This is a genomic window from Amycolatopsis aidingensis (assembly GCF_018885265.1).
Taxonomy (GTDB): domain Bacteria; phylum Actinomycetota; class Actinomycetes; order Mycobacteriales; family Pseudonocardiaceae; genus Amycolatopsis; species Amycolatopsis aidingensis.
The window spans coordinates 3,528,692-3,553,473 of sequence record NZ_CP076538.1; the positions used below are offsets into that span (position 1 = coordinate 3,528,692).

Annotated in this window: 14 protein-coding genes; 12 read left to right on the forward strand and 2 right to left on the reverse strand. The window is 72.5% G+C overall.

Annotation, left to right across the window (positions count from 1 at the left end; translation table 11 throughout):
• The first annotated feature begins 705 nt into the window (after positions 1-705).
• The 11 genes from KOI47_RS16180 to KOI47_RS16230 all read left to right on the forward strand — a co-directional run bounded on the left by KOI47_RS16180 (position 706) and on the right by KOI47_RS16230 (position 21,814).
• On the forward strand, positions 706-903 hold the full coding sequence (locus KOI47_RS16180) for an MbtH family protein (protein ID WP_216216768.1): 198 nt from the start codon (positions 706-708) through the stop codon (positions 901-903).
• 81 nt (positions 904-984) lie between these two features.
• Positions 985-6,690, forward strand: a complete 5,706-nt coding sequence (locus tag KOI47_RS16185; RefSeq protein WP_216216769.1) for a non-ribosomal peptide synthetase — start codon at positions 985-987, stop codon at positions 6,688-6,690.
• Positions 6,687-9,572, forward strand: coding sequence for a non-ribosomal peptide synthetase (locus tag KOI47_RS16190; RefSeq protein WP_216216770.1), 2,886 nt, complete (start codon positions 6,687-6,689; stop codon positions 9,570-9,572). Before KOI47_RS16185 ends, KOI47_RS16190 begins: the two co-directional genes overlap by 4 nt.
• Positions 9,542-9,856 carry a phosphopantetheine-binding protein gene (locus tag KOI47_RS16195; RefSeq protein WP_216216771.1) on the forward strand — a complete coding sequence of 105 codons (315 nt, stop codon included), beginning with the start codon at positions 9,542-9,544 and terminating at the stop codon, positions 9,854-9,856. The genes KOI47_RS16190 and KOI47_RS16195 overlap by 31 nt, the downstream gene beginning before the upstream one ends.
• Entirely contained in the window at positions 9,853-11,172 is a 1,320-nt protein-coding gene (locus KOI47_RS16200; protein ID WP_216216772.1) for an FAD-dependent oxidoreductase, read from the forward strand. Before KOI47_RS16195 ends, KOI47_RS16200 begins: the two co-directional genes overlap by 4 nt.
• Positions 11,173-11,177: 5 nt before the next feature.
• Positions 11,178-11,810, forward strand: a complete 633-nt coding sequence (locus tag KOI47_RS16205) for a DUF6875 domain-containing protein (RefSeq protein WP_216216773.1) — start codon at positions 11,178-11,180, stop codon at positions 11,808-11,810.
• Positions 11,811-11,850: 40 nt separating this feature from the next.
• Positions 11,851-15,099 (forward strand): non-ribosomal peptide synthetase, encoded by a 3,249-nt coding sequence (locus tag KOI47_RS16210; protein WP_216216774.1) that lies wholly within the window; start codon positions 11,851-11,853, stop codon positions 15,097-15,099.
• Positions 15,096-15,878, forward strand: coding sequence for an MFS transporter (locus KOI47_RS16215; RefSeq protein WP_216216775.1), 783 nt, complete (start codon positions 15,096-15,098; stop codon positions 15,876-15,878). Before KOI47_RS16210 ends, KOI47_RS16215 begins: the two co-directional genes overlap by 4 nt.
• Positions 15,782-16,417: an MFS transporter gene (locus tag KOI47_RS16220; RefSeq protein WP_216216776.1), complete on the forward strand. Its 636-nt coding sequence runs from the start codon at positions 15,782-15,784 to the stop codon at positions 16,415-16,417. Before KOI47_RS16215 ends, KOI47_RS16220 begins: the two co-directional genes overlap by 97 nt.
• Complete coding sequence (locus KOI47_RS16225; RefSeq protein WP_216216777.1) at positions 16,414-20,811, forward strand: non-ribosomal peptide synthetase; 4,398 nt, start codon at positions 16,414-16,416, stop codon at positions 20,809-20,811. The genes KOI47_RS16220 and KOI47_RS16225 overlap by 4 nt, the downstream gene beginning before the upstream one ends.
• 1 nt (position 20,812) lies before the next feature.
• The gene (locus KOI47_RS16230; RefSeq protein ID WP_216216778.1) at positions 20,813-21,814 is read left to right on the forward strand and encodes a methyltransferase; all 1,002 of its coding nucleotides are present in this window, start codon (positions 20,813-20,815) and stop codon (positions 21,812-21,814) included.
• Positions 21,815-21,867: 53 nt separating this feature from the next.
• On the opposite strand, the gene KOI47_RS16235 is transcribed toward KOI47_RS16230, so the two are convergent.
• Entirely contained in the window at positions 21,868-22,467 is a 600-nt protein-coding gene (locus KOI47_RS16235) for a TetR/AcrR family transcriptional regulator (RefSeq protein WP_232376776.1), read from the reverse strand.
• 160 nt (positions 22,468-22,627) lie between these two features.
• Here KOI47_RS16235 and KOI47_RS16240 point away from each other — a divergent pair, with 160 nt between their 5' ends.
• Complete coding sequence (locus KOI47_RS16240) at positions 22,628-23,482, forward strand: NAD(P)H-binding protein (RefSeq protein ID WP_216216779.1); 855 nt, start codon at positions 22,628-22,630, stop codon at positions 23,480-23,482.
• 142 nt (positions 23,483-23,624) lie between these two features.
• Here KOI47_RS16240 and KOI47_RS16245 read toward each other — a convergent pair whose 3' ends face one another.
• Entirely contained in the window at positions 23,625-24,767 is a 1,143-nt protein-coding gene (locus tag KOI47_RS16245) for an acyl-CoA dehydrogenase family protein (RefSeq protein ID WP_216216780.1), read from the reverse strand.
• Positions 24,768-24,782 lie beyond the last annotated feature (15 nt).

Below are 24,782 nucleotides of genomic sequence, written 5' to 3' on the forward strand. Positions count from 1 at the left end.
CGGCCGACCGTGGCCTCCGCCGTGCGGCCGGGTGAGCGGATCTGATGCGTGGGTGTTCCCGGTGAGCTGGAACACATAGATTGACGAGTGAGTGCGCCATGCCGGCGCCGGTGACCGGTATGTCAACCCATCAATCTTGGTTATGCCCTCCGAATGGCTTGGATCGGACATCCGGGGGAGGGTCGGCCCGGGCGGGTGTGGCGCTCCGCGATGAGATCGGATTGACACGGCAAGCCGTCTCGTTCCACAAGATCATACACATAAGACAGTTCAAAGTGGACGCAGGAGTCATTTCGAGAACATTTGTCGATCCGGTCCGAGTGTGTTTTTACTACTGGTCGGATATGGCGGACGATAAATTGCAGCAAAACCGCTCCATTGGCTCATGGGCGATTTTCTGGCGCCATTGTGAGTAGGCGATACCGCTGCCTCGGTGCCGGCCGGGTCGAGACGATACCGTGATCCAACCGAACTCGTGACGAGACCGCCAAGGTGAGCGTGTGCTGTGGAAACGCAGCGCGCACTGTTGGTCACGGAGCATGGACATCTCCGGCACAATGACCCGCACAATTACCGGCACAATGACCCGCAGCGCGATCAAAATGATGATCGGATTGCACCATTCGGCAGAGTTTCGCCGAACCACCCCGGGGCGTAGCGTTGCCGCCGCAGTTACCGCTGCGGATTCCTGAAGAGGGGTGGAACATGGACGACACCTATCTGGTCGTGCTGAACGACGAGGAACAGTTCTCGATCTGGTTCGCCGACCGCGACCTCCCGGCAGGCTGGCGGGCTGAAGGCTTCAGCGGCACGCGCGCGGAGTGCCTGGCCCATATCGACGCGACGTGGACCGATATGCGCCCGCGCAGCGTCCGCGAGCACCTCACGGCACACAACGGGTAACCGCCCCACCGCCCCTGCCGATGTGCGTGACCGCTGGTCATGCGCCCGCTCGGTCACCCGAGATGCCGACGAGGAGGTCACGTGACCGCGGTACCCGCATTGCCCCTCCAGCGTGGAATGATCGCCGCCGGGCTGGCCGACCCGGCCGCGGGGACCGATGTCATCCAGTGCGTCCTGCACTTCCCGCGAGGAACCGACACCGCCGCCTATATCGCCGCATGGCGCGCCGCCGTCGAGCGGCATCCGGTGCTGCGCACCAGGTTCCGCTGGGAACCCGACGGCGGGGCCCGGCAGTGGGCAGGCCCGGCGGCCGATGTCCCGATGCTCTCCGGTCCGTCCGATGTGGATCTGGCGGACTTCCTCGCCGAGGACCGGCGGGCCGGGGTCGATCCGGTCGGTGGTTCCGCGCTGCGGGTGACCACGCTGAGTACCGTGTCCGGCCCGGTGGTCGTGGCGACCTTCCACCACGCGATCCTCGACGGACGTTCGCTGGCGATGCTCCTGGCGGAGATCGACGACCATTGCGCGGGCGAGGTGGACTTCCCGCCCCGGCCCGACTTCCACGACTACGTCCGCTGGTACACCGAGCGGTCCTCGGACCCGGCCACCGAGGACGAGCGCCGGTTCTGGGCCGGGGAGCTGGCCGGTGCGCCCCCGGCCGGGCCGCTGCCGCTGGAGTCGCCCGGCGCGGCGACCCCGTGGATGCGGGTGGCCGAAACCGAGCTGTCCACGGCCGAGACCGCCGCACTACGCGGGCTCGCCGAGGACGCAGGGGTCACGGTGAACACCGCGGTGCTGGCGGCCTGGGGCCTGCTGCTGGCCACGCACTCCGGCGAGGACGGCGCGGTCTTCGGGGTGACCCGCTCGGCGCGCTACGGCAGCGTGCCGGGAGCGGATGAAATGGTCGGCCTGCTGCTGGCGACCACCCCGCTGCACCTGCCGGTGCCAAGGGACGCCACCGTGGCCGACTGGCTGCGCACGGTGCGGGCCCGGTCGGTGGCCTGCCGGGATCACCAGCTGTGCCCGCAGCCCGCGATCGCGGCCGCCGCCGGGCGCGGCGGTGATACGCCGTTGTTCCGCAGCCTGGTGCTGTTCGAGCGCAAGGAACTGGACACGATCCTGGCGGACCGGCCAGGCAACCCGTTCCCTGGCCGCCGGGTGCGGATCCTGCGCAGCCCCGGCTACCCGCTGACCCTCTACGCCTTCGCCGAGCCGAAGCTGAGCCTGCGCCTGATCCACGACACCACCCGGTTCCCGGACTGGGCCCCGGACCTGCTGCTGGGCCAGGTGCGGGAGATCCTCACCGGCTTCGCCGAGCACCACGGGCGGCTCGTGCGCGAGCTACTGGAGCCGCGCGGCGCTGAGCGGGTCCGGATGCTGGAGAAGTGGAACGACACCACCGTGGACTATCCGGCGGGGGCGAGCGTGCCGGACCTGTTCGCCGAGCGGGTCCGGCACGCCCCGCGGGCCGACGCGGTGTTCGACGGCAGCCGCTGGATCAGCTATGCCGAACTGGACGGACGCAGCGACCGGGTGGCCCGCGCGTTGCGGGCCAGGGGAGTGCGGGCCGACCAACCGGTCGGGCTGGCGCTGCCGCGCGGCGCGGACCTGGTCACGGCGATGCTCGGCGTGCTGAAGGCGGGCGCGGCCTACCTTCCGCTCGACCCGGCCAACCCGGCTGCGCGCGAAGCGGTGACGCTGCGCGAGTCCGGGACCGGGCTGGTGATCGGTGACCGCCTGGTGCACGGGGTGCACACCGTGCCGCTCGCCGACCTGCTGTCCGAAGCGGACTCCGGCGAAACGGTGCTCCCGGCCCGGCCGCACCCGCTTTCGGTGGCCTACCTGAACTACACCTCCGGATCCACCGGAAGACCGAAGGGCGTCGCCGTGCCGCACCGCGGCGTCGTGCGGCTGGTGAGCGGGCCCAACTTCGCCCGCTTCGGCCCCGGACAGACCTTCCTGCACCTTTCGGCCACCGCCTTCGACCTGACCACCCTGGAGGTATGGGGCGCGCTGCTTACCGGTGGCCGGGTGGTACCCGCCCCCGAGGGGCCGCTGGACCCGGCCGCGCTCGCCGCGCTGCTGCGCGAGCACCAGGTCAGCGTGCTGTGGCTGACCGCGGGCCTGTTCCACCAGCTCGTCGCGCATGACCCCGGGATGCTCGCCGGAGTGGAGCAGCTGCTCGCCGGTGGCGACGTGCTGGCACCCGGCGCGGTGAACACCGCGCTGCGGGTACGCGGCAAACCGGTGATCAACGGCTACGGTCCCACCGAGAACACCACCTTCACCGCCTGCCACCCGGTGCGTGAACCGGTCGGGGCGACCGTGCCGATCGGCAGGCCGGTGCAGCGCTCATCGGTGTTCGTGCTGGACGAGCGGATGCGCCCGGTCCCGGCGGGGGTGACCGGCGAGCTGTACACCGGTGGTGACGGGCTGGCCCGCGGCTACTGGGGGCAGCCCGCGCTCACCGCGGCCAGGTTCGTTCCCGATCCGTTCGGGCCGCCGGGTTCGCGGCTGTACCGCACCGGGGACCTGGCCCGCTGGCGGCCGGACGGGGTGCTGGAGTTCGCGGGCCGGGCCGACCAGCAGGTCAAGATCCGCGGCTTCCTTGTGGAGCCCGCGGAGGTGGAGGCCGTGCTGCGGGCGCACCCTACCGTCGCCGACGCGGCGGTGCTGGTGGACGGTGCCGGCGAGGGCAGGCACCTGGTGGCCTGCGTGGTGCCCGCTGCCGGGTTCGACCCGGCGGCCATGCGTGAGTACCTCGCCACCCGGCTGCCCCCGTACCTGTGCCCGGCGCGCTACCCGACGCTGGCGGAGCTTCCGCTCAACCGCAGCGGAAAGATCGACCGCACCGCGCTGCTGGCCGCGGCGGCACCGGCGGCGGGCACCGGAACCGGCCCGGCCACCCCCACCCAGCAGCGGCTGGCCGCCATCTGGGCCACGCTGCTGCCCGGCGGCGAGTTCGGCACGGACGACGACTTCTTCACCAGCGGCGGCAACTCGCTGCTGGCCGTGCGCCTTGGCTTCCGGATCAACGAGGAGTTCGACGTGGACCTCCCCATTGCCGAGGTGCACCGGAGAAGGACCCTCGCGGCGCTCGCCGAGGCGGTCGACGCGCGCACCACCGGGGCCGGGCGCACCGCGCCGCGGCCCGGCATCACCCGCCGCGATCGCTCCGCCTTCCGGGTCCCGGCAGCACGGCCCGCCACGTCCACACCGGAGCACCTCGTGGTTCCCGGCGGTGGCGACTGGGGCGCCTGGCGGTGGATCGAGCTGCGCGGCACCGGGTTCGGCGTCGAACCGTTGCTGGCCATCGCGGCTCCGGAGGCCGCCCGCTCCGCCGAGGCGCTGCTGGCCGCCGAGGACGCGGTCGGCGAGACCCGCTGGGCTGCGTTCCACGCGCTGCGCGCCGAGGAGGACCGGGCCGAGGGCGAGCAGCGGTCCCTGCTGCGCCGGATGAGCAGGCTGATCCGGAAGGGCCGGTTCGCGGAGGTCCGCGCCGCGGTGGACGGCGCCGTGCGGGGCGAGGCGCTGGCGGCACTGGACGCGGCGCTGGCCGCAGGCCGCACGCGGGAGGCCGCCGCCGCCCGCTACGCCGCCGACTACGACACCGCCCGCACCCGTTCGGCCGCCGTGCTGCGCGAGATCAGCGGCGACCCGAAATTCCGCGAGGCGGTGGCCTGGCAGAACCCGCGCGCACTGCGCACCGCGGTGGACGCGCTGCATCAGGCCCTGTCCGGGCAGCGCCCGGCGAACCGCAATGTGGACTACCGGCGCTGGGAGCACACCGTGGTGAGCTACCTGCAGCGTTACTGTGCCAAGAACGACACCATCGGCTTCTTCGGGCCGGTCGGCTGGGCCAGGGTCACCGAGCACGCTGCGGAGCCGCTGACCGCGAAGCCGGGCGCGGGGTTGCTGGCCGCCCGTACCACCTACCTGGAGAACTGGGCGGTCCAGGAACTCGCCGAAACCCTGACCACCGACGCGGTGCGGCCGTGGGCGGTGCCGAGGCTGCTGCCGTTCGTCGCCGTGGTCGGTACCCGGCTGCACGTCCCGCTGACCGAGCCGATCCCGATCGAGGAGGCCGAAGCCGCCGTACTGGCCGCCTGTGACGGCGTGCGGTCGGCGCGCGAGCTGGCCGCGGCACTGGTCGATGTGGGCACGGTCCCGGACGCGGCCACCGTGTACGCGATCCTCGAGCGCTATCACAACCAGCGGCGGATCGCCTGGACGATGGAGGTCCCGCCGGCCGCCCTGGTCCCCGAGGACTCCCTGCGTGCCCAGATCGCGGCCATCGGCGACCCGGCGGTACGCGAGCCCGCCGCGGCGGCCCTGGCCGAGGTGGAACGCGGCCGGGACGCGGTGGCCGCCGCCGTCGGCGACCCGGACGCGCTGGTGACGGCGATCTCCGGCCTGCAGGAGCGGTTCACCGAGCTCACCGGGGCCGAAGCCACCCGCCGCCCCGGGGTGTTCTACGCGGGCCGCACCGTGGTGCACGAGGAGTGCCGCCGCGACCTCGAGGTCACCGTCTCGCCCGCGCTGCTGGACACGCTGTGGCCCCCGCTGTCGGTGGTGCTGGAAGCGGCCCGCTGGTACACGGCGGCGGGAGCGGCCCTGTACCGCAGGGCGCTGCACGACATCTACCGCGAGCGGGCCGCCGCGACCGGGCAGGACGCGCTGCGGCTGGCCGACTTCTGGTTGTGGGCCAACGACACCATCTTCCGGCTCGACCACCGGGTGATCGAGCGGCTGGTGCGGACGCTGCAGGAACGGTGGGCGGCCGCGCTGGGCGGGGACCTCGGCGTGCACCGGGTGGCCGAGGTACGGGACCGGGTGCTGCGCGCCTTCGCCACCGCGCGGCCGGGGTGGCCCGCCGCCGTGCAGCACAGCCCGGACCTGATGATCGCCGCCAGGGACGCCGATGCCATCCGCGCCGGGGACTTCCAGTGGGTGCTCGGCGAGATGCACCCCGGGCTCAACTCGATGCGCTCGGCGCTGTTCGTCTCCCAGCACCCCAGCCCAGCGGACCTGCACGCGGCGATGGCAGCCGACCTCGGCGGGCCAAGGGTGGTACTGGCGACCACCAGGGCCGAGAGCGGAACCCCGCAGCGCCTTGCCGACGCACTGGTGTCCCCACAGGACATCGTCATCCAGTTCGGGCACGACGCGTGCGGCCCGAGGAACGCGAACACGGTGCCGGTCGGCGCATGCGAGGTGGTCGAGCGGGGTGGGCGGCTGGTGGCCCGCACCCGCGACGGGCGCCGCGAGCTGGAGATCGTCGAGCTGCTCAGTGAGCAGATCATGGCCCAGCTGGTGCAGAACTTCCGGCTGCTGCCCGCCGGGGAGCACACCCCACGGGTGACCCTGGACCGGCTGGTGGTGGCCCGCGAGACCTGGCGGCTGAGCACCGGCCAGTGCCGGTTCGCCTTCGCCGCCGATGAGCCGGAACGGTTCCTCGCCGCGCAGGCGTGGCGGCGCGAGCACGGGATCTGCCGGTTTGTCTTCGCCAAGAGCCCGGTGGAGCACAAACCGTTCTATGTGGACCTGGAAAGCCAGCCGTCGGTGGAGCTGTTCGCGCACGCGGTGCGCGTGCTGGAGCGCGAGCTGCCCGAGGGGCGGATGAGCGTCAGCGAGATGCTGCCAGGGCCCGAAGAGCTCTGGCTCACCGACGCCGCGGGCGCCCGGTACACCGCCGAGTTCCGGGTGGTCGCCGTCGATCGCCGCGGCAGGCAGGAAACAGCCATGGGGGAGCAGCGCGGGGGCCCGCGAGAAGGAGGAGCACGGTGAACCCCTCGGACGAGGCTTTCGTCTTCCCTGCGTCGTCGGGGCAGCGCCGGTTGTGGTTGCTCGATCAGCTCATGCCGGGGACCTCGGTCTACAACATCGGCTGGCGGATCGCCGTGGACGGCCCGGTGGACCCCGCCGCGCTGCGGGCGGCGCTGGCCGGGCTGGTGCGCAGGCACGAGGCGCTGCGCACCCACTTCGCGGCGGAGGAAGGAACCCCGGTGCAGGTGGTCACGGCCGCGGCCGGGATCGAGCTGCCGCACTACGAGCGGGCCACGCCCGCGGAGGTGGACGCACTGGTCGATGACCTCGCGCGGCAGCCCTTCGACCTGCACACCGGGCCGCTGCTGCGGGCCGCGCTGGCCAGCCTGTCACCCACCCGGCATGTGCTGGTGCTGGTGCTGCATCACAGCATCGCCGACGGCTGGTCCTGCGGGGTGCTTTTCGACGAGCTGGCCACGCTGTACTCCGGGGCCGAGCCGCCCGAGGTGAGTGTGCAGTACCCGGACTACGCGCTGTGGCAACAGGAGCAGGTCGACGGCGGCGCGTTCGCGGCGGACCTCGCGTACTGGTCGGAGGCACTGCGCGGGGCACCGACGGTGCTGCGCCTGCCCGCGGACCACACCCGGCCCGGCCCCGCATCCGGAGCCGGGGCCGAACTGCGGGCGGCACTGCCGGCGAAGCGGGTGCCCGGCGGGTTCGCCGCATTGCTGGCGACCTTCCAGAGCGTGCTGTACCGGGTGACCGGGCAGGAGGACTTCCTTGTCGCTACCCCGGCCGCCGCGCGCACCCGGCCGGAGACCGATCGCCTGGTCGGGTTCGTGGCCAACACCCTGCCGCTGCGCGCGGTGTTCACGCAGGAGACCACGCTGGGGCAGGCGCGGGCCGCGGCCGAGGCCGCCACCGTGGCCGCCATCGCGCACCAGGACCTCCCGTTCGAGCAGCTGGTGGACCTGGCAGCGCCGGAGCGTTCGCTCAGCCACGCCCCACTGGTGCAGGTGATGTTCGCCGTGGAGCCGCCGCCCGAGCCGCGCACGGCAGGTGAGGTCACCTTCGCCCCGGAACCGGTCGCGGGTGGCGGGTCCAAGTTCGCGATCTCGCTGACCGTCGAGCAGGCGGGTGAGGACTGGTCCGGACGCTGGCAGTACGACCCCGAGCTGTTCGACGCGGACACCATCGTCGCGCTGCACACCGCCTTCGCCGCCGCGCTCGGCGCGGAGGACGCGACCCCGGTGGCCGAGCTGCCGCTGGGCGGGCAGCAGCGCCCGCGGGCCACGCAGGCCCCGCCCCCGCCGCGGCCGACCGCGGCCGAGCTGGTCCGCGCCGCCCTGGCCGCCCGGCCGGACTCCGTACTGCTGGACGACCGGTTCACCGCCGCCGAACTGGACCGGGCAAGCGACCGGTTGGCGCATGCCCTGCTGGCCGCGGGCGCCCGCCCCGACGAGCCGGTGGCGCTGCTGGTGCCGCGCGGCGCCCCGACCATCGTCGGCATCATCGCCGCATGGAAGGCTGGCGCGGGGTACCTGCCGCTGGACCCCTCGTGGCCGCCCGCGCGGCTGGCCGTCATGGCCGCCGACGCCTGCGCGCCGGTGCTGGTGGCCGGGCAGGAAACCCGGGGGCTGCTGCCCGGCCCGTGGACCGAGGTCCTGGTGGACGCGACCGGCGAGGTCCAGTCAGGACAGTGGCAAGGGACTCCGCCGGTGGCGGTACCGCAGCATCCCGGCTCGCTGGCGTACCTGCTCTACACCTCCGGCTCCACCGGCAGACCCAAGGGTGTCCGGGTGACCCAGGGCGGGCTGGCCGCGCTGCTGCACGCGATGGACGGGCTGCTCGGCCTTTGCCCGCAAGACCGGATCGCCTCGATCAGCACCCCGGCGTTCGACGTGTCCACTGTGGAGATGCTGCTGCCACTGCTGTGCGGGGCGCACGTCACCGTCCTCCCCGCCGAGGACGTCGCCGACGGCGCGCTGCTGCGCGAGCGCATCCGCACCACCGGCGCCACCGTGGTGCAGGGCGGACCGTCCAGCTGGCGGCTGATCCTCGCGGCCGGCGGGGTGCCGCAAGGGGTGCGGCTGCGGGTCACCGGGGGTGAGGCGCTGACCAGGGACCTTGCCGATGCGCTCCAGTCCGACGGCGCGGTGCTCATCGACGGCTACGGCCCGACGGAAACCACGGTGTACTCCGCGGCCGGGGTCGTGCCGCAGGCGCCGGCACCGGTCCGGCTCGGGCCGCCGGTGCCGGGAACCGAACTGCACGTGCTGGACCGGCTGCTGCGTCCGGTGCCCCCGTGCGTGATCGGCGAACTGCACATCGGGGGTGCGGGGGTGGCCCGTGGTTACCACGGCATGCCGGGGCTGACCGCCGACCGCTTCCGGCCCAACCCGTTCGGCCCCGGCCGCCTCTACGCCACCGGCGACCTGGTGCGGCCGAGGGCGGACGGCACGCTGGAGTTCCTCGGCCGCGCCGACCACCAGGTGAAGCTGCGCGGGTTCCGGATCGAGCTCGGCGAGATCGAGGCGGTGCTGCGCGAGCACGACGACGTCGCCGACGCGGTGGTCACCACCTGGTCGGCGGGGGACTCGGACGTGCGGCTGGTCGCCTACGCGGTGCCCCGGGCGGGCGGCACCGGCCAGGACGCCACCCGGCGGCTGTGGGATCAGCTGCGCCCGCACCTCGCCCGGAAGCTGCCGGACTACATGGTGCCGGCGACCATGGTGCTGCTGGAGTCGATGCCGCGTACCCCGACCGGCAAGACCGACCGCTCGGCCCTGCCCGAGCCGGTGTGGACGGGCACCGCTGCCACGGTGGCCCGCGCACCGAATCCGAGGCCCAGCTGGCCGGGATCTGGCGCGAGGTGCTGGCCATCCCGGCCGAGGTCGAGCTGAGCGTGCACGACAACTTCTTCGCCGTGGGCGGCCACTCGCTCACGGCGACCCGGATGCTGGCCAGGGTGCGCTCGGTGCTGGGTACCGAGCTGCCGCTGGCCACGCTGTTCGCCGCACCGACCATCGCGCAGCTGTGCGAGGCCATGGCAGGCGGTGGGGCCGAGGGAGAGGCGAACGGCGGCCGGCGCGGGCCGGTGCCGCTGCTGGACGCCCTCGACGACCTCTCCGACGCCGAGGTGGACCGGCTGCTCGGCACGCTGCTGAACGAGGAGCGGCCGCAGTGAGTGCCGTGGTGGCCGGTGCGGGCCTTGCGGGCTCGCTGATCGCGGTGTATCTCGCCCGGCACGGGCATCGGGTGACGGTACTGGAGCGGCGGCCCGACCCGCGCTCGCCAGGGGCGCGCGAGCGGGGTCGCTCCATCAACCTCGGCCTGTCCCAGCGCGGCATCCAGGCACTGCGCGGGGTCGGGCTGCTGGAGGCGCTGGAGCCGCTGACCGTGCCGATGCGGGGCCGGGTGGTGCACGGGCCGGACGGCGCCCTGCGGTTCCAGCCCTACGGCCGCCGGGCCGACCAGGTACTGCATTCGGTGCTGCGGCACGACCTGAACGTGCTGCTGGTGGCCGAGGCCGAGCGGCTGGGCGTCACCTTCCACTGGGACACCCCGGTACGGGAGGTGGACAGCACCGTCCCCTCGGTGCGCACCGACACCGGGGAGCACGCCGCGGACCTGGTGATCGGCGCCGACGGCGCGTTCTCCACGGTGCGTGCCCGGCTGGGCCGTGCCCGCCGGATGGACCTGCACCAGGAGTTCCTGGAATGGGGGTACAAGGAGCTGCTCATCCCGGCAGGCGCGGACGGCCACCCGCGCACCGAGCTGCGCGCGCTGCACGTCTGGCCCGGTGACGAGGGGCTGATCGTGGCACACCCCAATGTGGACGGTTCGCTGACCGCGACGGTGTTCCTGCCGTTCGAAGGGGAAGCCGGGTTCGCCGGGCTGACCACGCCCGAGCGGGTCCGCTCCTTCTTCGCCCGCTGCTTCCCGGACACCCTCGACCTGATCCCGGACCTGGTGCGGCAGTTCCTCGACCACCAGGAGGCGAGCCTGGTGACGGTGCGCACCAGCCCGTGGCACCTGCCGGGTGGCGCGGGCGGGGTGGTGCTGCTCGGCGACGCCGCGCACGCGGTGTACCCGTTCTTCGGCCAGGGGATGAACTCGGCGTTCGAGGACTGCTCGGTGCTCGACCGGTGCCTGCGCGAGCACCCGGCCGACCTGCCCACCGCGCTGGCCGCGTTCGAGCGCGCCCGCCGGCCGCACACCGATGTGCTTGCCGAGCTGTCCAAACGGAATTTCGTCGAACTGCGGGACAAGGTGCGCTCCCCGTTGTTCCTCGCCCGCAAGAAGGCCGACCTGCTGCTGCACCGGTGCTTCCCGCGCGCCTGGGTGCCGCTGTACACGCTGATCTCGCACACGACCGTGCCCTATGGCGAGGCCCTGGCGCGGGCAAGGCGCCAGGACCGCCTGCTGGGCGGAGCAACCGCCGCGCTCACCGGCGTGGCGCTGGCCGCCGCCGTTCACCAGACGCGCGAGCGAAACAGGTGAGGTAGATGCTGACCCATCCCACCCGGCCGGTGTACCCGCTGGTCGAGCCGGCGGACTTCGCCGCAGAGGAGCTGCCCCATGCCGTCGCCGAGTACGAGGTTGCGCTACGGCGCATCCACGGCTGGGCGCGGGAGTACCTGTGCAGACCGAACCCCGACCTCGGCAGGCGGGGCGATGTGTGCCCGTTCACCAGCGCATCGCTGCGCAAGGGCCTCTTCCTCATCTCCGTCCACCCTGGACGGCCCGAGCGCCCTGCCGACCTTGCCGAGCTGCTGCTGCACTACCGGGACTGGTTCACCGAGCTGAGCCCGAGCACCGAGCCGGAGTCCCAGTTCAAGACCATCCTGGTGCTGTTCCCGAACCTCACCGATGTGACGCTGATCGACCGCACCCAGGGGGCGCTGAAGCGCGAGTACACCGAGGCCGGGCTGATGATCGGCGAGTTCCATCCCGGACCGCCGGACAAGGGCGGGCTGTGGAATCCGGACTTCCGGCCGCTGCGCGCGCCGCTGCCCTTGCTGGCGATCAGGCACATGGTGCCCACCGATTTCCCTTTCCTGCGCGACGACGAGGTCACCGTCGCCGCGTACCGGGACCGTTTCGGCGACCCCCTGCCGCACACCAGCGCGGCCCGGTGAGCGCCGTGACCGACCGACCAGACACCGCTGGGAGCCGACGATGACCGAGCCCGATTCCGCTGGGCCCCTGTCCGCCGCCCGCAAGCGCGAGCTGCTCGCGCAGCGACTGCGCGCCCGCGCCAAGGCCCCCGTGCCCTATCCGCTGTCCTTCGGGCAGCAGCGCCTGTGGTTCCTGGACAAGTTCTCCTCCGGTAGCGCCGCCTACAACCTGCCCATGGGAATGCGGCTGCGCGGCGGGCTGGACCGGGCGGCGCTGCGCGCGGCGCTGGACACGGTGGTGGGCAGGCACGCCGCCCTGCGCACCACCTTCCCCGAGTCCGGCGGGGAGCCGGTGCAGCTGGTCGCCCCCACCGGCACGGCGGAACTGCGCGAGCACGCCCTGACCGGGCCGGACCGGGACGCCGCCGCGCAGCGCTTCGCCGACGAGCGCGGCGCGGAACCGTTCGACCTGCACAGCGGACCGCTGCTGCGGGTGGATCTGGGACGGTTCGACCAGGACGACCACGTGCTGGTGCTGAACCTGCACCACATCATCTCCGATGCCTGGTCGCTTTCGGTGCTGCTGGACGAGCTTGGTGTCTGTTACCGGGCCGCGGTGTCCGGGACCCTGCCGGAGCTGCCCGAGCTGCCGCTGCAGTACCCGGACTTCGCGGCCTGGCAGCGGGACAGGGTCGGCGACGGCGCCGAGCACCTTGACTACTGGGCCGAGCACCTTTCCGGGGCGCCGGAACTGCTGACCCTGCCCACCGACCGGCCGCGGCCCGCGGTCGCCAGCTACCGGGGGGCGCTGCACCAGCAGGTGGTCCCTGGTGCGGTGGTGGACCGGCTGGAGGAACTGGCAACCCAGCGTGGCGCCACCCTGTTCATGGTGCTGCTGGCGGCCTTCGCCGCCCGGCTGGGCAGGCTGGCCGGGCAGGAGGACGTCGTCGTCGGCACCCCCGTCGCGGGCCGTGCGCACCCGGACCTGGAGCGGATGATCGGCTTCATCGTGAACACCCTCGCGCTGCGCACGCGGGTTGGCGACGACCCGAGCTTCGAGGAACTGCTCACCCGGACCCGGCAGGCCACAGTGGACGGTCTGGCACATGCGGAACTACCGTTCGAGCAGCTGGTCGAACGGCTGCGCCCGCGGCGCAGCATGGCGCATGCGCCGGTGTTCCAGGCGCAGCTGATCCTGCAGAACACCCCGCCGCTGCGGATGTCCTTCGCCGACCTCGAGGCCACGCCGATCGTGGTGGACCCGAAGGTCGCCAAGTTCGACCTCACCCTCGCCGCCGAGCGGCGCGGCGACTGCCTCGACTTCGGCATCGAGTACAGCACCGACCTGTTCGATCCGGAGACCATCGCCGACTTCGCCGACCGGTTCGCCGCCCTGCTGACGGCCATCGCCGAGAATCCAGGGCGCCGGGTGTCCGAACTGGACGCGCTGACCGGGGTGCTGCGGTGGGAGGTGCTGGAGGGGCTGAACGCCTCCGAGCTGCCGCTGCCCACCGCGACCACCGTACTGGACCTGATCTCGGGCGGGCTGGGGAACATCGCCGTCAGCGGGCCGGACGGCACCGCCCTGACCTACCGGGAGCTGGACGAGCGGTCCGGGCGGATCGCCGCGCTGCTGCGCGCGCACGGGGCGGGTCCGGAAGCCCCGGTCGGCCTGTGCCTGCCGCGCACCCCGGACCTGGTCGCCGCGATACTGGGGGTGTGGCGGGCCGGGGCGGCCTATCTGCCGCTGGACCCGAACTGGCCCACCGCCCGGCTGGCCGGGATGCTGGCGGACTCGGGGGCGCGGATACTGCTCGGCGCAGGGAACGACCTCGGCTTCGCCGGGACCGTGCTGACCCCTGAGGACGCCGCGGGCCACGAACCCGCGCCCGCGGTGCCGGTGCACGGCGAGGACCTGGCCTATCTCATCTACACCTCCGGTTCCACCGGCAGGCCCAAGGGAGTAGAGGTCCCGCACCGGGCGGTGCTGAACCTGCTGGTGTCCTTCCAGCACCTGTTCGACCTCGACCCCGCCGACCGGTTCGCCGCGGTCACCACCCTCTCGTTCGACATTTCGGTGCTGGAGCTGCTGCTGCCCCTGGTCGCGGGATCCGAGGTGCTGGTGGTGCCCACGGAGACCGTCGCGGACGGACCCGCGCTGCGGGACCTGCTGGCCGATGCGGGGGTCACCGCCATGCAGGCGACCCCGGCGACCTGGCGGCTGCTGGAGACCGCGGGCGGCGTCCCCGCCGGGGTGGTCACCAGGGTGTGCGGCGGGGAGGCGCTGACCCGCGACCTTGCCGACGCCCTGCTGTCGGACGAGGCACTGGTGTGGAATGCCTATGGTCCCACCGAGACCACCGTCTGGTCCTCGGCCGCCCTGGTCGATGCGGCGCCCGCGCCGGTCGTGCTGGGGGCACCGATCGGCAACACCAGCCTGTACGTACTGGACGCCCGGATGGAACCGGTCCCTCCAGGGGTGGTCGGCGAACTGCACATCGGCGGGGAGGGCGTGGCCCGTGGCTACCGCGGGATGCCCGGCCGCACCGCCGACCGCTTCCGCCCCAACCCGTTCGGGCCCGGCCGCCTCTACGCCACCGGTGACCAGGTACGGCTGCGCCGGGACGGCATGCTGGAGTTCCTCGGCCGCGCCGACCACCAGGTGAAGGTGCGCGGGTTCCGGATCGAGCTGGGTGAGGTCGAGGCGGCCCTGCTGCGCTGCGCGGAAGTCGCCGAGGCCGTGGTGGTGACCAGGGGAGCGGGGGAGGACGTGCGGATCGTGGCCTACCTGGTCCCCGACGGGGACGCGGGCCGGGATCCGGACCTGTGGTCCCGGCTGCGTGCCCGGCTCGCGCAGCGGCTGCCCGAGTACATGGTCCCGGCCACCGCCGTCCTGCTGGAAACCATGCCGCTGACCGCGAACGGCAAGGTGGACCGGCAGGCCCTTCCCGACCCGGTGTGGGCGGGTGCGGCCGAACGGGTGGCCCCGCGCGATCCGGTGGAGCGGGTGCTGGCCGGCATCTGGCAGGAAGTCCTCGGCCTGCCCGACCTCGGGGTGCACGACGACTTCTTCGTCCTCGGCGGGCACTCGCTGCTGGCGGCGAAGGTGGTGGCCAGGGTGCGGGCCGCGTTCTCGGTGACCATTCCGATCGGACGGATGTTCGCCGCACCCACGGTGGCCGGGCTGGCCAGGGTGCTCACCGAACTGGAGGACAGGCCAGGGCAGATCGCCGCGATCGCGCAGCTGCGGGTGGAACTGGACGGCAGGTCCACCGAGGACCTGCGGGCCATGCTGGGGGAGACCCGGTGACCGCCACCTCGCAGCTGCAGGACGACCGCGGGCTGCGCCGGTTCGCGGTGATCTGGGCAGGCCAGCTGGTATCGGTGATCGGCTCCGCGCTCAGCGCCTTCGTCCTCGGCGTCTGGGTCTACCTCGGCACCGGATCGGTCACCCAGTTCGTGCTCATCCAGTTCTGCGCCGTGCTGCCGGGCATCCTGGTCGCCCCGTACGCGGGGGCGGTCGCCGACCGCCACGACCGCCGCCGCGTGATGCTGACCGCGGACACCGGGGCCGGGATGGTGACCGCCTTGCTGCTGCTGGCGGTGAGTACCGACGCGCTGGCGACCTGGCATGTCTACGCCGCCACGGCGGCGACCGCCACGCTCAACGCCTTCCACATCATCGCCTACAACGCGCTGGTGCCGGCACTGGTACCCAAACGGCATCTGGGCCGGGTGAACGGGCTGATGCAGCTGACCCAGGGGGTGCAGATCGCCGCCCCGCTGGTGGCCGGTGCGCTGCTGACCCTGGTGGGGCTGCGCGGGGTGCTGCTGATCGACGTGCTGTCGATGGCGTTCGCGGTCACCACCCTGCTGCTGACCCGGCCACCCGCCGAAGCAACCACCCCGCGGGCACCGGCAAGGAGAGGCCCGGCATCGGGGCGGGGCTGCGCTGGCTGGGCACCGCGCCCGCCCTGCTCACCCTGTGCGTGGTGTTCGGCCTGTGGAACTTCCTGTTCGCCATCGCGGGCGGGCTGGTGCAACCGCTCATCCTGTCCTTCGCCGACCCCGCCACCCTGGGCGTGCTGATGGCAGCGGGGGGCAGCGGCATGTTCCTCGGCGGACTCGTCATGGGCGCTTGGGGCGGGCCGAAACGGCGGGTACTGGGCATCTACTCCGGTCTGGGGCTGGGCGGTGTCTTCCTGATCCTGCACAGCCTCGCGCCGTCGCCATGGCTGATCGCGGTGGCCGCGCCCGCCTTCCTGTTCACCCTGCCGCTGATGAACACCTCCTGCATAACCCTCATCCAGACCAAAGTGGACCCCGAGGTGCTCGGGCGCGTGCTCGCCGTCGTGCGGGTGCTCAGCACCGCGGCGATGCCGGTCGCCTACCTGCTGATCGGTCCGATCACCGACGGCATCGCCGAACCGCTGATGGCCGAGGGCGGCGCGCTGGCCGGCACCATCGGCGCGGTGATCGGCACCGGCGACGGGCGCGGTATCGCACTGGTCTTCCTCATCGTCGGCGTGCTCATGCTCGCGCTGACCGGCTACGCCTGGTCCCGGCCACGGCTGCGCGCGGTCGACGAGCTGCCCGACGCGCCCACCCCGGAAAGGACTCCACAGTGACCGAGCTGTCCGACCGCGAGCAACTGCTGGCACGGCTGGTCGCCGAGCGCGGCCTGGCCACCGCGCCCGCCCCCGCCATCCCGGCCCGGCCGGAAGCCGGGCCCGTACCGCTGTCCGGTAACCAGCGCGGCCTGTGGCTGACCGAGCGGCTCGGCCAGGACTCCGGCGCCTACGTGATGTTCTGCGCGCTGCGGGTGGCCACCGACCTCGACCCCGGGCGGTTGCGCGCCGCCATGGCGCGGGTGCTGGAGCGGCACGAGGCGCTGCGCACCCGGATCATCGAGGTGGACGGCCGCGCCGAGCAGCAGGTGCTGCCGGAGGTGGCGGCCGAGGTCGCCGTCAGCGACCTCACCGGGGCCGATGACCAGACACTACGCCAGGAGGCGGCCGCCGAGGTGGACCGGCCGTTCGACCTTTCCGCGGCGCCGCTGCTGCGGCTGCGGCTGATCCGGCTGGGTCCAGACGACTGCGCGCTGGTCCTTGCCGCCCACCACATCGTCTGCGACGACCGGTCGCTCGGCATCGTGGCCGCGGAGCTGGGCGCGGCCTATGCCGGGGAACCGCTGGAGGCGGTGCACACCCAGTTCCCCGACTACGTGCACTGGCAGGCCGGGCGGCTGGCCGACGGGGAGCGGCAGCGCCAGCTGGACCACTGGGCCGAGCGGCTCGCCGGCGCGCCCCCCGCGCTGGAACTGGGGGCGGACCGGCCGCGCACCCCGCGGCGCACCGTGGCGGGCGGATCGCATCCCTTCACCATCCCGGCCGGCCTGGCCGAACGGCTGACCGCGACCGCGAGGGCCAACGGGACCACCACCTTCGCCGCGCTGCTGGCCTCCTTCGCCGCGCTGCTGGCCCGCCGGGGTGCCGGCGAGGACCTGGTCATCGGCGCGCCCACCACGCATCGCCCGTTCCCCGAGCTGGAGGGCACGGTGGGCATGTTCGTCACCACCACCGCCCTGCGGATGGACCTTTCCGGCGACCCGACCCCGGCCGAGCTGCTCGGCAGGGCCCGCGCGGCGGCCATCGACGCGCTGGAGCACGCCGACGTCAGCTTCGACGAGGTCACCGGAAGGCTGGCCCCGCCGAGAGACCTGTCCTACCACCCGGTCTTCCAGGTCATGCTGGTGCTGAACCAGGGTGGCGGCGCGGGCAGCTGGGCCGGTTTCCCCGCACGGGCCGTCCCGGTCGACCGGGACACCAGCCGGTTCGACCTGACCCTGCACGTGCGCGAGACCGAGGGCGACTGGCCAGCCACCCTGGACTACAGCACCGACCTGTTCGAGCCGGATACCGTCGCCCGCATCGCCGGGCACCTGCTGGCCGTGCTCACCGCCATGACCGAGCGTCCGACGGCACGGCTGTCCACACTGGACACACTCGGCGCTGCCGACAGGGCCGCGGTCGCCGCACTGAACGACGCGGCCCCACCGCCCGCGCCCCGCGTCCTGGACCGCATCGCCGCCCAGGACGCGGACGCTCCGGCGATCGTCTCCCTCCCCGAAGGGGCCACGGTCAGCTTCGGCGAGCTGGACCGCCGCGCGAACGGCTTCGCACAGCTGCTCACCGGCCTCGGGGTGGGTCCGGAGACCCCGGTCGGGGTGGCGTTGCCCGCGGGCTCGGAGGCGCTGATCGCGCTGCTGGGCGTGCTCAAGGTGGGCGGTGCCTACGTGCCGCTGGACCCGGCGCACCCGCCGGCCCGGCTGGCCGAGCTGCTTGCCGACTGTGGTGCCCCCGTCGTGCTCACCGCGCCCGGCGACCGGCACCGGTTCGGCGGCTTCCCCGGCACCGTGCTGAGCACCGGCGAACTCGAAACCGAGGCAGCCGAGCCGCCCACCGTGGACGTTCCGGACACCGCGCTGGCCTACGTCGTCTACACCTCCGGATCCACCGGGAAACCCAAGGGCGTGCAGGTGCAGCACGACACCCTGGCCAACCTCACCCGCGCGTTCATCGACCTGCACGGCTTCGGGCCCGGCGACCGGCTGCTGATGATCCCGCCGCTGAGCTTCGACGCCTCGGTCGGGGACATCTTCCCGGCCTGGTGCGCGGGCGCGGCCGTGCTCACCCACCCGGAGCCCGCCTCGATCGGCGGGGCCGAGCTGCTGCGGCTGTGCGCCGAGTACGGCATCACCGCCGTGGACACCGCGGCGGCGCTGTGGAAGCGGTGGGTGGCCGACCTCGCCGGGCTCACCGAGGCGGTGGCGGGCAGCCCACTGCGGATGATGATGGTCGGAGGTGAGGCCGTGCCAGGGTCGGCGGTCGCCGAGTGGACGCGGCTCACCGGCGGGCGGGTCACCCTGGTCAACCACTACGGGCCCACCGAGACCACGGTGTGCGCCACCGCGCACACCGCGAGCACCGAGGACCCGCCCTCGGCCACCCTGCCCATCGGCCGCCCGCTGCCCGGCGTCCGCGCCTACCTGCTGGACGACCGGCTGCGCCCGGTGCCGGTCGGGGTAGCAGGCCAGCTGCACATCGGGGGAGCGGCCCCCGCCCGCGGCTACCGGGGTGAGCCAGCCCGCACCGCGGCGGCCTACCTGCCCGACCCCACGGTGCCGGGAGGCCGCATGTACGGCACCGGCGACCTGGCCCGGCTGCGGCCGGATGGCAGGCTGGAGTTCGTCGGCCGCGCCGACGACCAGCTGAAGCTGCGCGGCCACCGGATCGAGCCCGGTGAGGTGCGCGCGGCGCTGCTGGCCCATCCCGGGCTCGCCGATGCCGCCGTGGCCGTGCGCGCCGAGACCCTGGTCGCCTACCTGGTGGCTGCGGAAGGCGCGACCGCGCCATCGCTGGACGAGCTGCGTGCCCACTGCGCCGACCGGCTGCCCGAGGCGATGCTGCCCGGCGCCACGGTCGAGGTGGCCGAGCTGCCGCTGACCCGGAACGGCAAAGTGGACACTGCGGCCCTGCCTGACCCCCAGCCGCGCGCGGCGGTCTACGAGCCGCCGCGTACCCCGGTGGAGCGCACCCTGGCCGAGGTGTGGGCCGAGGTACTGGAGGTTCCCCTGGTCGGCCGCGGGGACAGCTTCTTCGGGCTCGGCGGGCACTCGCTGGTCGCGGCCAAGGTGCTGGCCCGCATCCGCGCGCTGCTGGGAGTCGACGTGCCGCTGCGGGCCCTGTTCGCCACCGCCGACCTCGCGGAGCTCGCCGAGGTGGTGGAGCAGGCGGCAGCCAGGAAAGACACCGAAGACACCGCGGACACCGGGGACGCCTTCGCCGGCCGGTACCCCTCCGGGCTGCCGACACCGGAGCAGATGCGTGCCGACGCCCGCCCGCCGGAGGAGATCCGGCCCGCAGGCCCGCGGACCGGCGCGGTGGAGCGGGTGCTGCTCACCGGGGCGACCGGTTTCCTCGGCGCGCACCTGCTGGCCGAGCTGCTCGCCCGCACCGAGGCCGAGGTGCACTGCCTGGTCCGTGCCGAGACTCCGGCGATGGCGGCCGCGCGGGTGCGGGCCAACCTGGAGCGGGCCCGGCTCGAGGTGCCGGAGGAGGCACTGGCGCGGATCGTCCCGGTCGTCGGCGACATGTCCCAGCCGGGACTGGGCCTGGCGGCAAGGGCGTTCGACGAGCTGGCCGAGAGCATGGATGCGATCTACCACAACGGCGCGGTGATGAACTTCGTGCTCACCTACCAGTGGATGATGCCCCCGCATATCGGCAGCACCGTGGACATCCTGCGGCTGGCAACCCGGTACACGACCAAACCGCTGCACCTGATGTCCACCCTCGGCGTGTTCCTCGGCGCCGCCTACGACCGGGTGCGGATCACCGAGGCCGACCGGCCGGAGGACCCGACCGGGCTGGACACCGGTTACCACACCACCAAATGGGTCGCCGACATGATGGGCGTGCTGGCCCGCGACCGCGGCCTGCCGATCTCCATCCACCGCATCGCCGCCATCGTCGGGGACATGCGCACCGGCACCGCCAAGACCGAGTCCTACCTCAGCAGGCAGATCGCCACCTGCGCGCAGGTCGGCGCGGTGCCGAGCACGGCGGACGTGATCGACATGCTGCCGGTGGACCGGCTCGCCGCGGCGATCGCGGGCCTGTCCCTGCGGCCGGAGCTGCACGGCAGGGACTTCCACTACTACCGGGCCGACGGGCTGTCCTACGCCGACCTCGGCGAGGTGCTGACCGAGGTCGGTTACCCGACCCGGCTGCTGGAGTACCCGGAGTGGCGGGAGCTGATGCTGGACAGCCCGGACAGCGCGTTCGGGCCGCTGGCCTTCGGCCTGACCACCACGCACCGGGCCCACCCCGTTTTCGACTGCTCGGCAACCTGGTCCGCGGCGGCCGACTGCGGGGTGCGGTTCCCGCCAGCGGACCGGGCCATGATCGCGCGGCATATCGAGTACCTGGCGTCCGCGGGCGTCCTGCCGGGGAGGAGCTGAGATGCCGCTGGATCTCGACGAGGGGGACGGGCCGCCGTCCTTCCTGGACATGATCACCACAGCCGGGTACCGCGCCGCCACGGCCGCCCTGCGCCTCGGCGTCTTCCCTGCGCTGGCGGAAGGGTCGCTTCCGGCCGACGAGCTGGCCGCCCGGATCGACGCCGACCCGCGCGGCACCGCGCTGCTGGCCGATGTGCTGGTCGCCTGCGGTTACCTGACCGTTGACGGTGAGCGTTACGCGAACTCGCCGATGGCAGGCAAGTGGCTGGCGGGCGGCGACTACGCACGGGTCGAACGCTTCTGGTCCACGGTCCTGTTCGACTCCTGGGGCGAGCTGGAAACCTCGGTGCGCTCCGGTACCGCCTGCCTCGACTTCTACGCCTGGCTGGCCGGCAGGCCGGAAACCCTGGAGCGCTTCCAGCGCATGCTGTCCGGCCACGCCGAGCACATCGCCCCGGAGGTCGCCGGGCTGGTCCCGGTGGGGGAGACCCTGCTGGACCTCGGCGGCGGGCACGCCGCGTACCCGATCCGGCTCTGCTCCGCGAACCCGGCACTGCACGCCACCGTCGTGGACCGTCCCGAGGCCCTGAACACGGCCGCGGTCGAGGAGGCGGGCCTTGCCGGGCGCATCACCCTGCGACCGGGAGACTACGACGAACTCGACCTCGGTGCGGACTTCGACACCGCGCTGCTGTTCAACGTCGTGCACGGCCGCACCGCCGCAGCCAACCGCACACTACTGCGCCGGGTGGCCGCGGCCCTGCGCACCGGCGGCGCGGTGGTGCTGCTGGAGCACGACGAGCACCCGGCCGACCCGGTGGACGAGGCCTTCACCAGGGTGTTCAGCCTGAACCTTTTCCACGGCCAGGGCGGCCAGGTCTACCCGACCAGGGAGATCGTCGACTGGCTGCTGGCAGCGGGCTTCGGCGAACCCGAGGTACACCCGCTGGAAAGCTCCCCTGGCCAGTCGGTCCTCATCGCCCGTATGGGAGGCACCCGATGACGACGGCCCGTTCGGCCCGGTGTCGGCCGGGTACCCGGGCAAGGAGGCTGTCATCATCCGCCGGAAGCCGAGGAATGCCCTCGGATTCCGTCCAGTAGGTACCTGGTGCGGCGGTCGTAGTCGTCCCGGGGAGGCCGCTTGCCGTGCTTGAGGGCGAGGGCGTTGTCGACGACGAGTGCGTGGAGGTCGCCCGCCGTGAACTCCGGCCGCAGCGCGCCGGAGGCCCGCGCCGCAGCGATGAGCTCTTCGTTGGCCTCGCTTCCGACCCGGCAGATCTCCATGAGCTGTTGCGAGTGCGGATATGTCTGCAACAGGACGTCGTTGAAGGCGGGCTGGCGGTACTGGAGGTCGCGGATCGCGGTGAGGTAGTACGCGATCCGCTCGCCGACGTCGTCGATGGTCCGAGTGTGGTCGATGACGGCGAACAGCTCACTCGCCACGACCTCTTCGATGACGGCCTCGATGAGGCCGATCCGCCCGCCGAACCGGTTGAAGATCGTGGCCTTGCTCACCCCTGCCGCCTTGGCGACATCCTCCAGCGGCACCGTCAGGCCCTGTCCCTGGAAGGCGCCGATCGCGGCAGAGCGGATCTGTTCGGAGTTGCGCCGGGCGTCGGCGCGCAGCCGGGACTTCGAAGGCACCGTACCGGCCATGGCCTTCACCGTCTCTTCCTGTCGCTCACCGTCGTAATTTGACTCCTTGGGTCAGCTTACCTACGGTCGTGGCCGGAAGAGAAACTGACCCGATTAGTCAACTTATGCTGCCGCCCACCGCCAGGACGAGACACCGTGGGCGCTCAGGAAGGTCAAGAACATGATCGTTGTCACCGGCGCTACCGGTGGGCTGGGCGGCGCCATCGTCCAGTACCTCCTCAAGCGCATACCCGCCGACCAGATCGGTGTCAGCGTCCGCGACGCCGCCAAGGCGCAGCACTTCGCCGACCGCGGCGTGCGCGTGCGGCAGGGCTCCTACGAGGACCCGGCCGCGCTGCGTGACTCGTTCGCCGGTGCCGAGCAGGTCCTGCTGGTGTCCGGTAACGACCCGGCCGCCGACATGGTCAGCCTGCACCGCAATGCCATCGAAGCCGCGGTCGCGGCCGGAGCCCGGCGGATCCTCTACACAAGCCAGCAGGGCGCCGTCCCCGGCAACCCGTACCGGCCGTCGGACATCCACATCGCCACCGAGACGATCCTCGGCGACTCCGGAGTCGACTGGACCGCACTGCGCAACGGCGCCTACGGTCCGCTCGATCAGGTTCTCGGCCCGTGGCGGCGGACCGGCATGATCGCTCAGCCGGAAGACGGCCCCGTCCCGTATACCGACCGTGCCGACATAGCCGAGGCCACTGCGGTCATCCTCGCCGGTGACCGTTCCTTCGATGGTCCTGTCACCCTTACCGCGCCGACCGCCGTGACTTTCGACGATTTCGCGAGGATCGCCGCTGACCTCACCGGTCACACTGTCGAACGCGTCCTCGTGGACGACGAACAGTGGGTCGCCGACCAGATCACGATCGGTGTGCCGGAGCAGGCGGCCCGGCTCATGCTCACCTGGTACCAGGGAGCCCGGGCGGGCTACTTCGCCGAAGCCGGCCCACTGCTGGCCGAACTCCTCGGCCGCGAGCCCCGCACCGCCGCCGACCGGCTCGCGGCCCACATCGCCGCCTGAAGCGCCCATGCCGGGATTGATCATGTCGACAGCAGCCGGATCTCGGACAAGAAACCCTTCCGCTGATCGTTCGGTCACGGTATGAGGTCATGCCGGTGGAGGCGCGCACCCGCCTCCACCGCATGCTGCTGGAAGGACGGCGTCACAAGCCGTAGGTCTTTCCGATGATGTCCCGCTGGATCTCGCTGGTTCCGCCGTACACGGTGGACACTACGGTGGAACGCAGCAGGGACTCCATCCCGTACTCCGTGCTGTACCCGTAACCGCCCATCATCTGCATGCCTTCCAGCGTCACGTGCTTGGCCAGCTCGGTGCACTTGAGCTTGACCATCGAGGCCTCGCGGGCGAACACCGTTCCGGGTTCGGCGTCGATGGCGGCCGCGACGTGGTAGAGCAGCAGCTGGGCGCATTCGAGCTCGGTGGCCATATCGGCGATCCGGTGCTTGAGCGCCTGGAACGAGCCGACCGGCCGGCCGAACTGCTCCCGTTGCCTGACGTACTCGACGGTGTCGTCGAACGCGCGCCGCGCCACCCCCAGCATGTTCGCCCCGAGGATCATCCGCTCCAGGTTCAGCCCGGCCATCAGCTGCGTCCAGGCCTGGCCGACCGTGCCCACGACCGCGGAGTCGGGCAGGAAGCAGTCGGTGAAGTAGAGGTCGTTGACCTCCCGGCCGCCCATCGTGTCGATTCCGCGGATCTGCAGCCCTTCGGCTTCGGTCGGCACCAGGAACTGGGTGAGGCCGAGGTGCTTGGAGTGCTCCTGGGAGGTCCGGGCGATGAGCAGGATGTGGTCGGCGAGATGCGCGTTGGAGCACCAGGTCTTCTGCCCGTTCACGACCCAGCCGCCCTCGGTGCGCTCGGCGCGGCAGGTCAGCGCCGCCACATCCGACCCGGCTTCGGGTTCGGACATCGAGATGGCCTCGATCCGGCCGTTGACCACCCCTTCGAGCACGGTGCGCCGCTGGTCCGCGGAGCCGAACTTGGCATAGCCCGCGGCCGCGATGATCGTGGTGGCGAAACCACTGATCGGCACCAGGCCGTAGGCGGTTTCCTCCAGGAACAGGCACAGATCCGTCATTCCCGAACCGGATCCGCCGTACTCCTCGGGTACCGCGATGCCCAGCCAGCCCAGGTCCGCCAGCTTGGCGTAGAGCTCCTGGTTGTGCGGCTCCTGACCATGCGCGGTGAGCTTGTCGCGTTGCTCCTTGGTGCCGCACTCACGGCGGCAGAAGTCCCCGATGGCGTTGACGAGGTCGCGGCGCTCATCGGTCAGAACTCGTGGCATCAGGTGCTTTCCTCC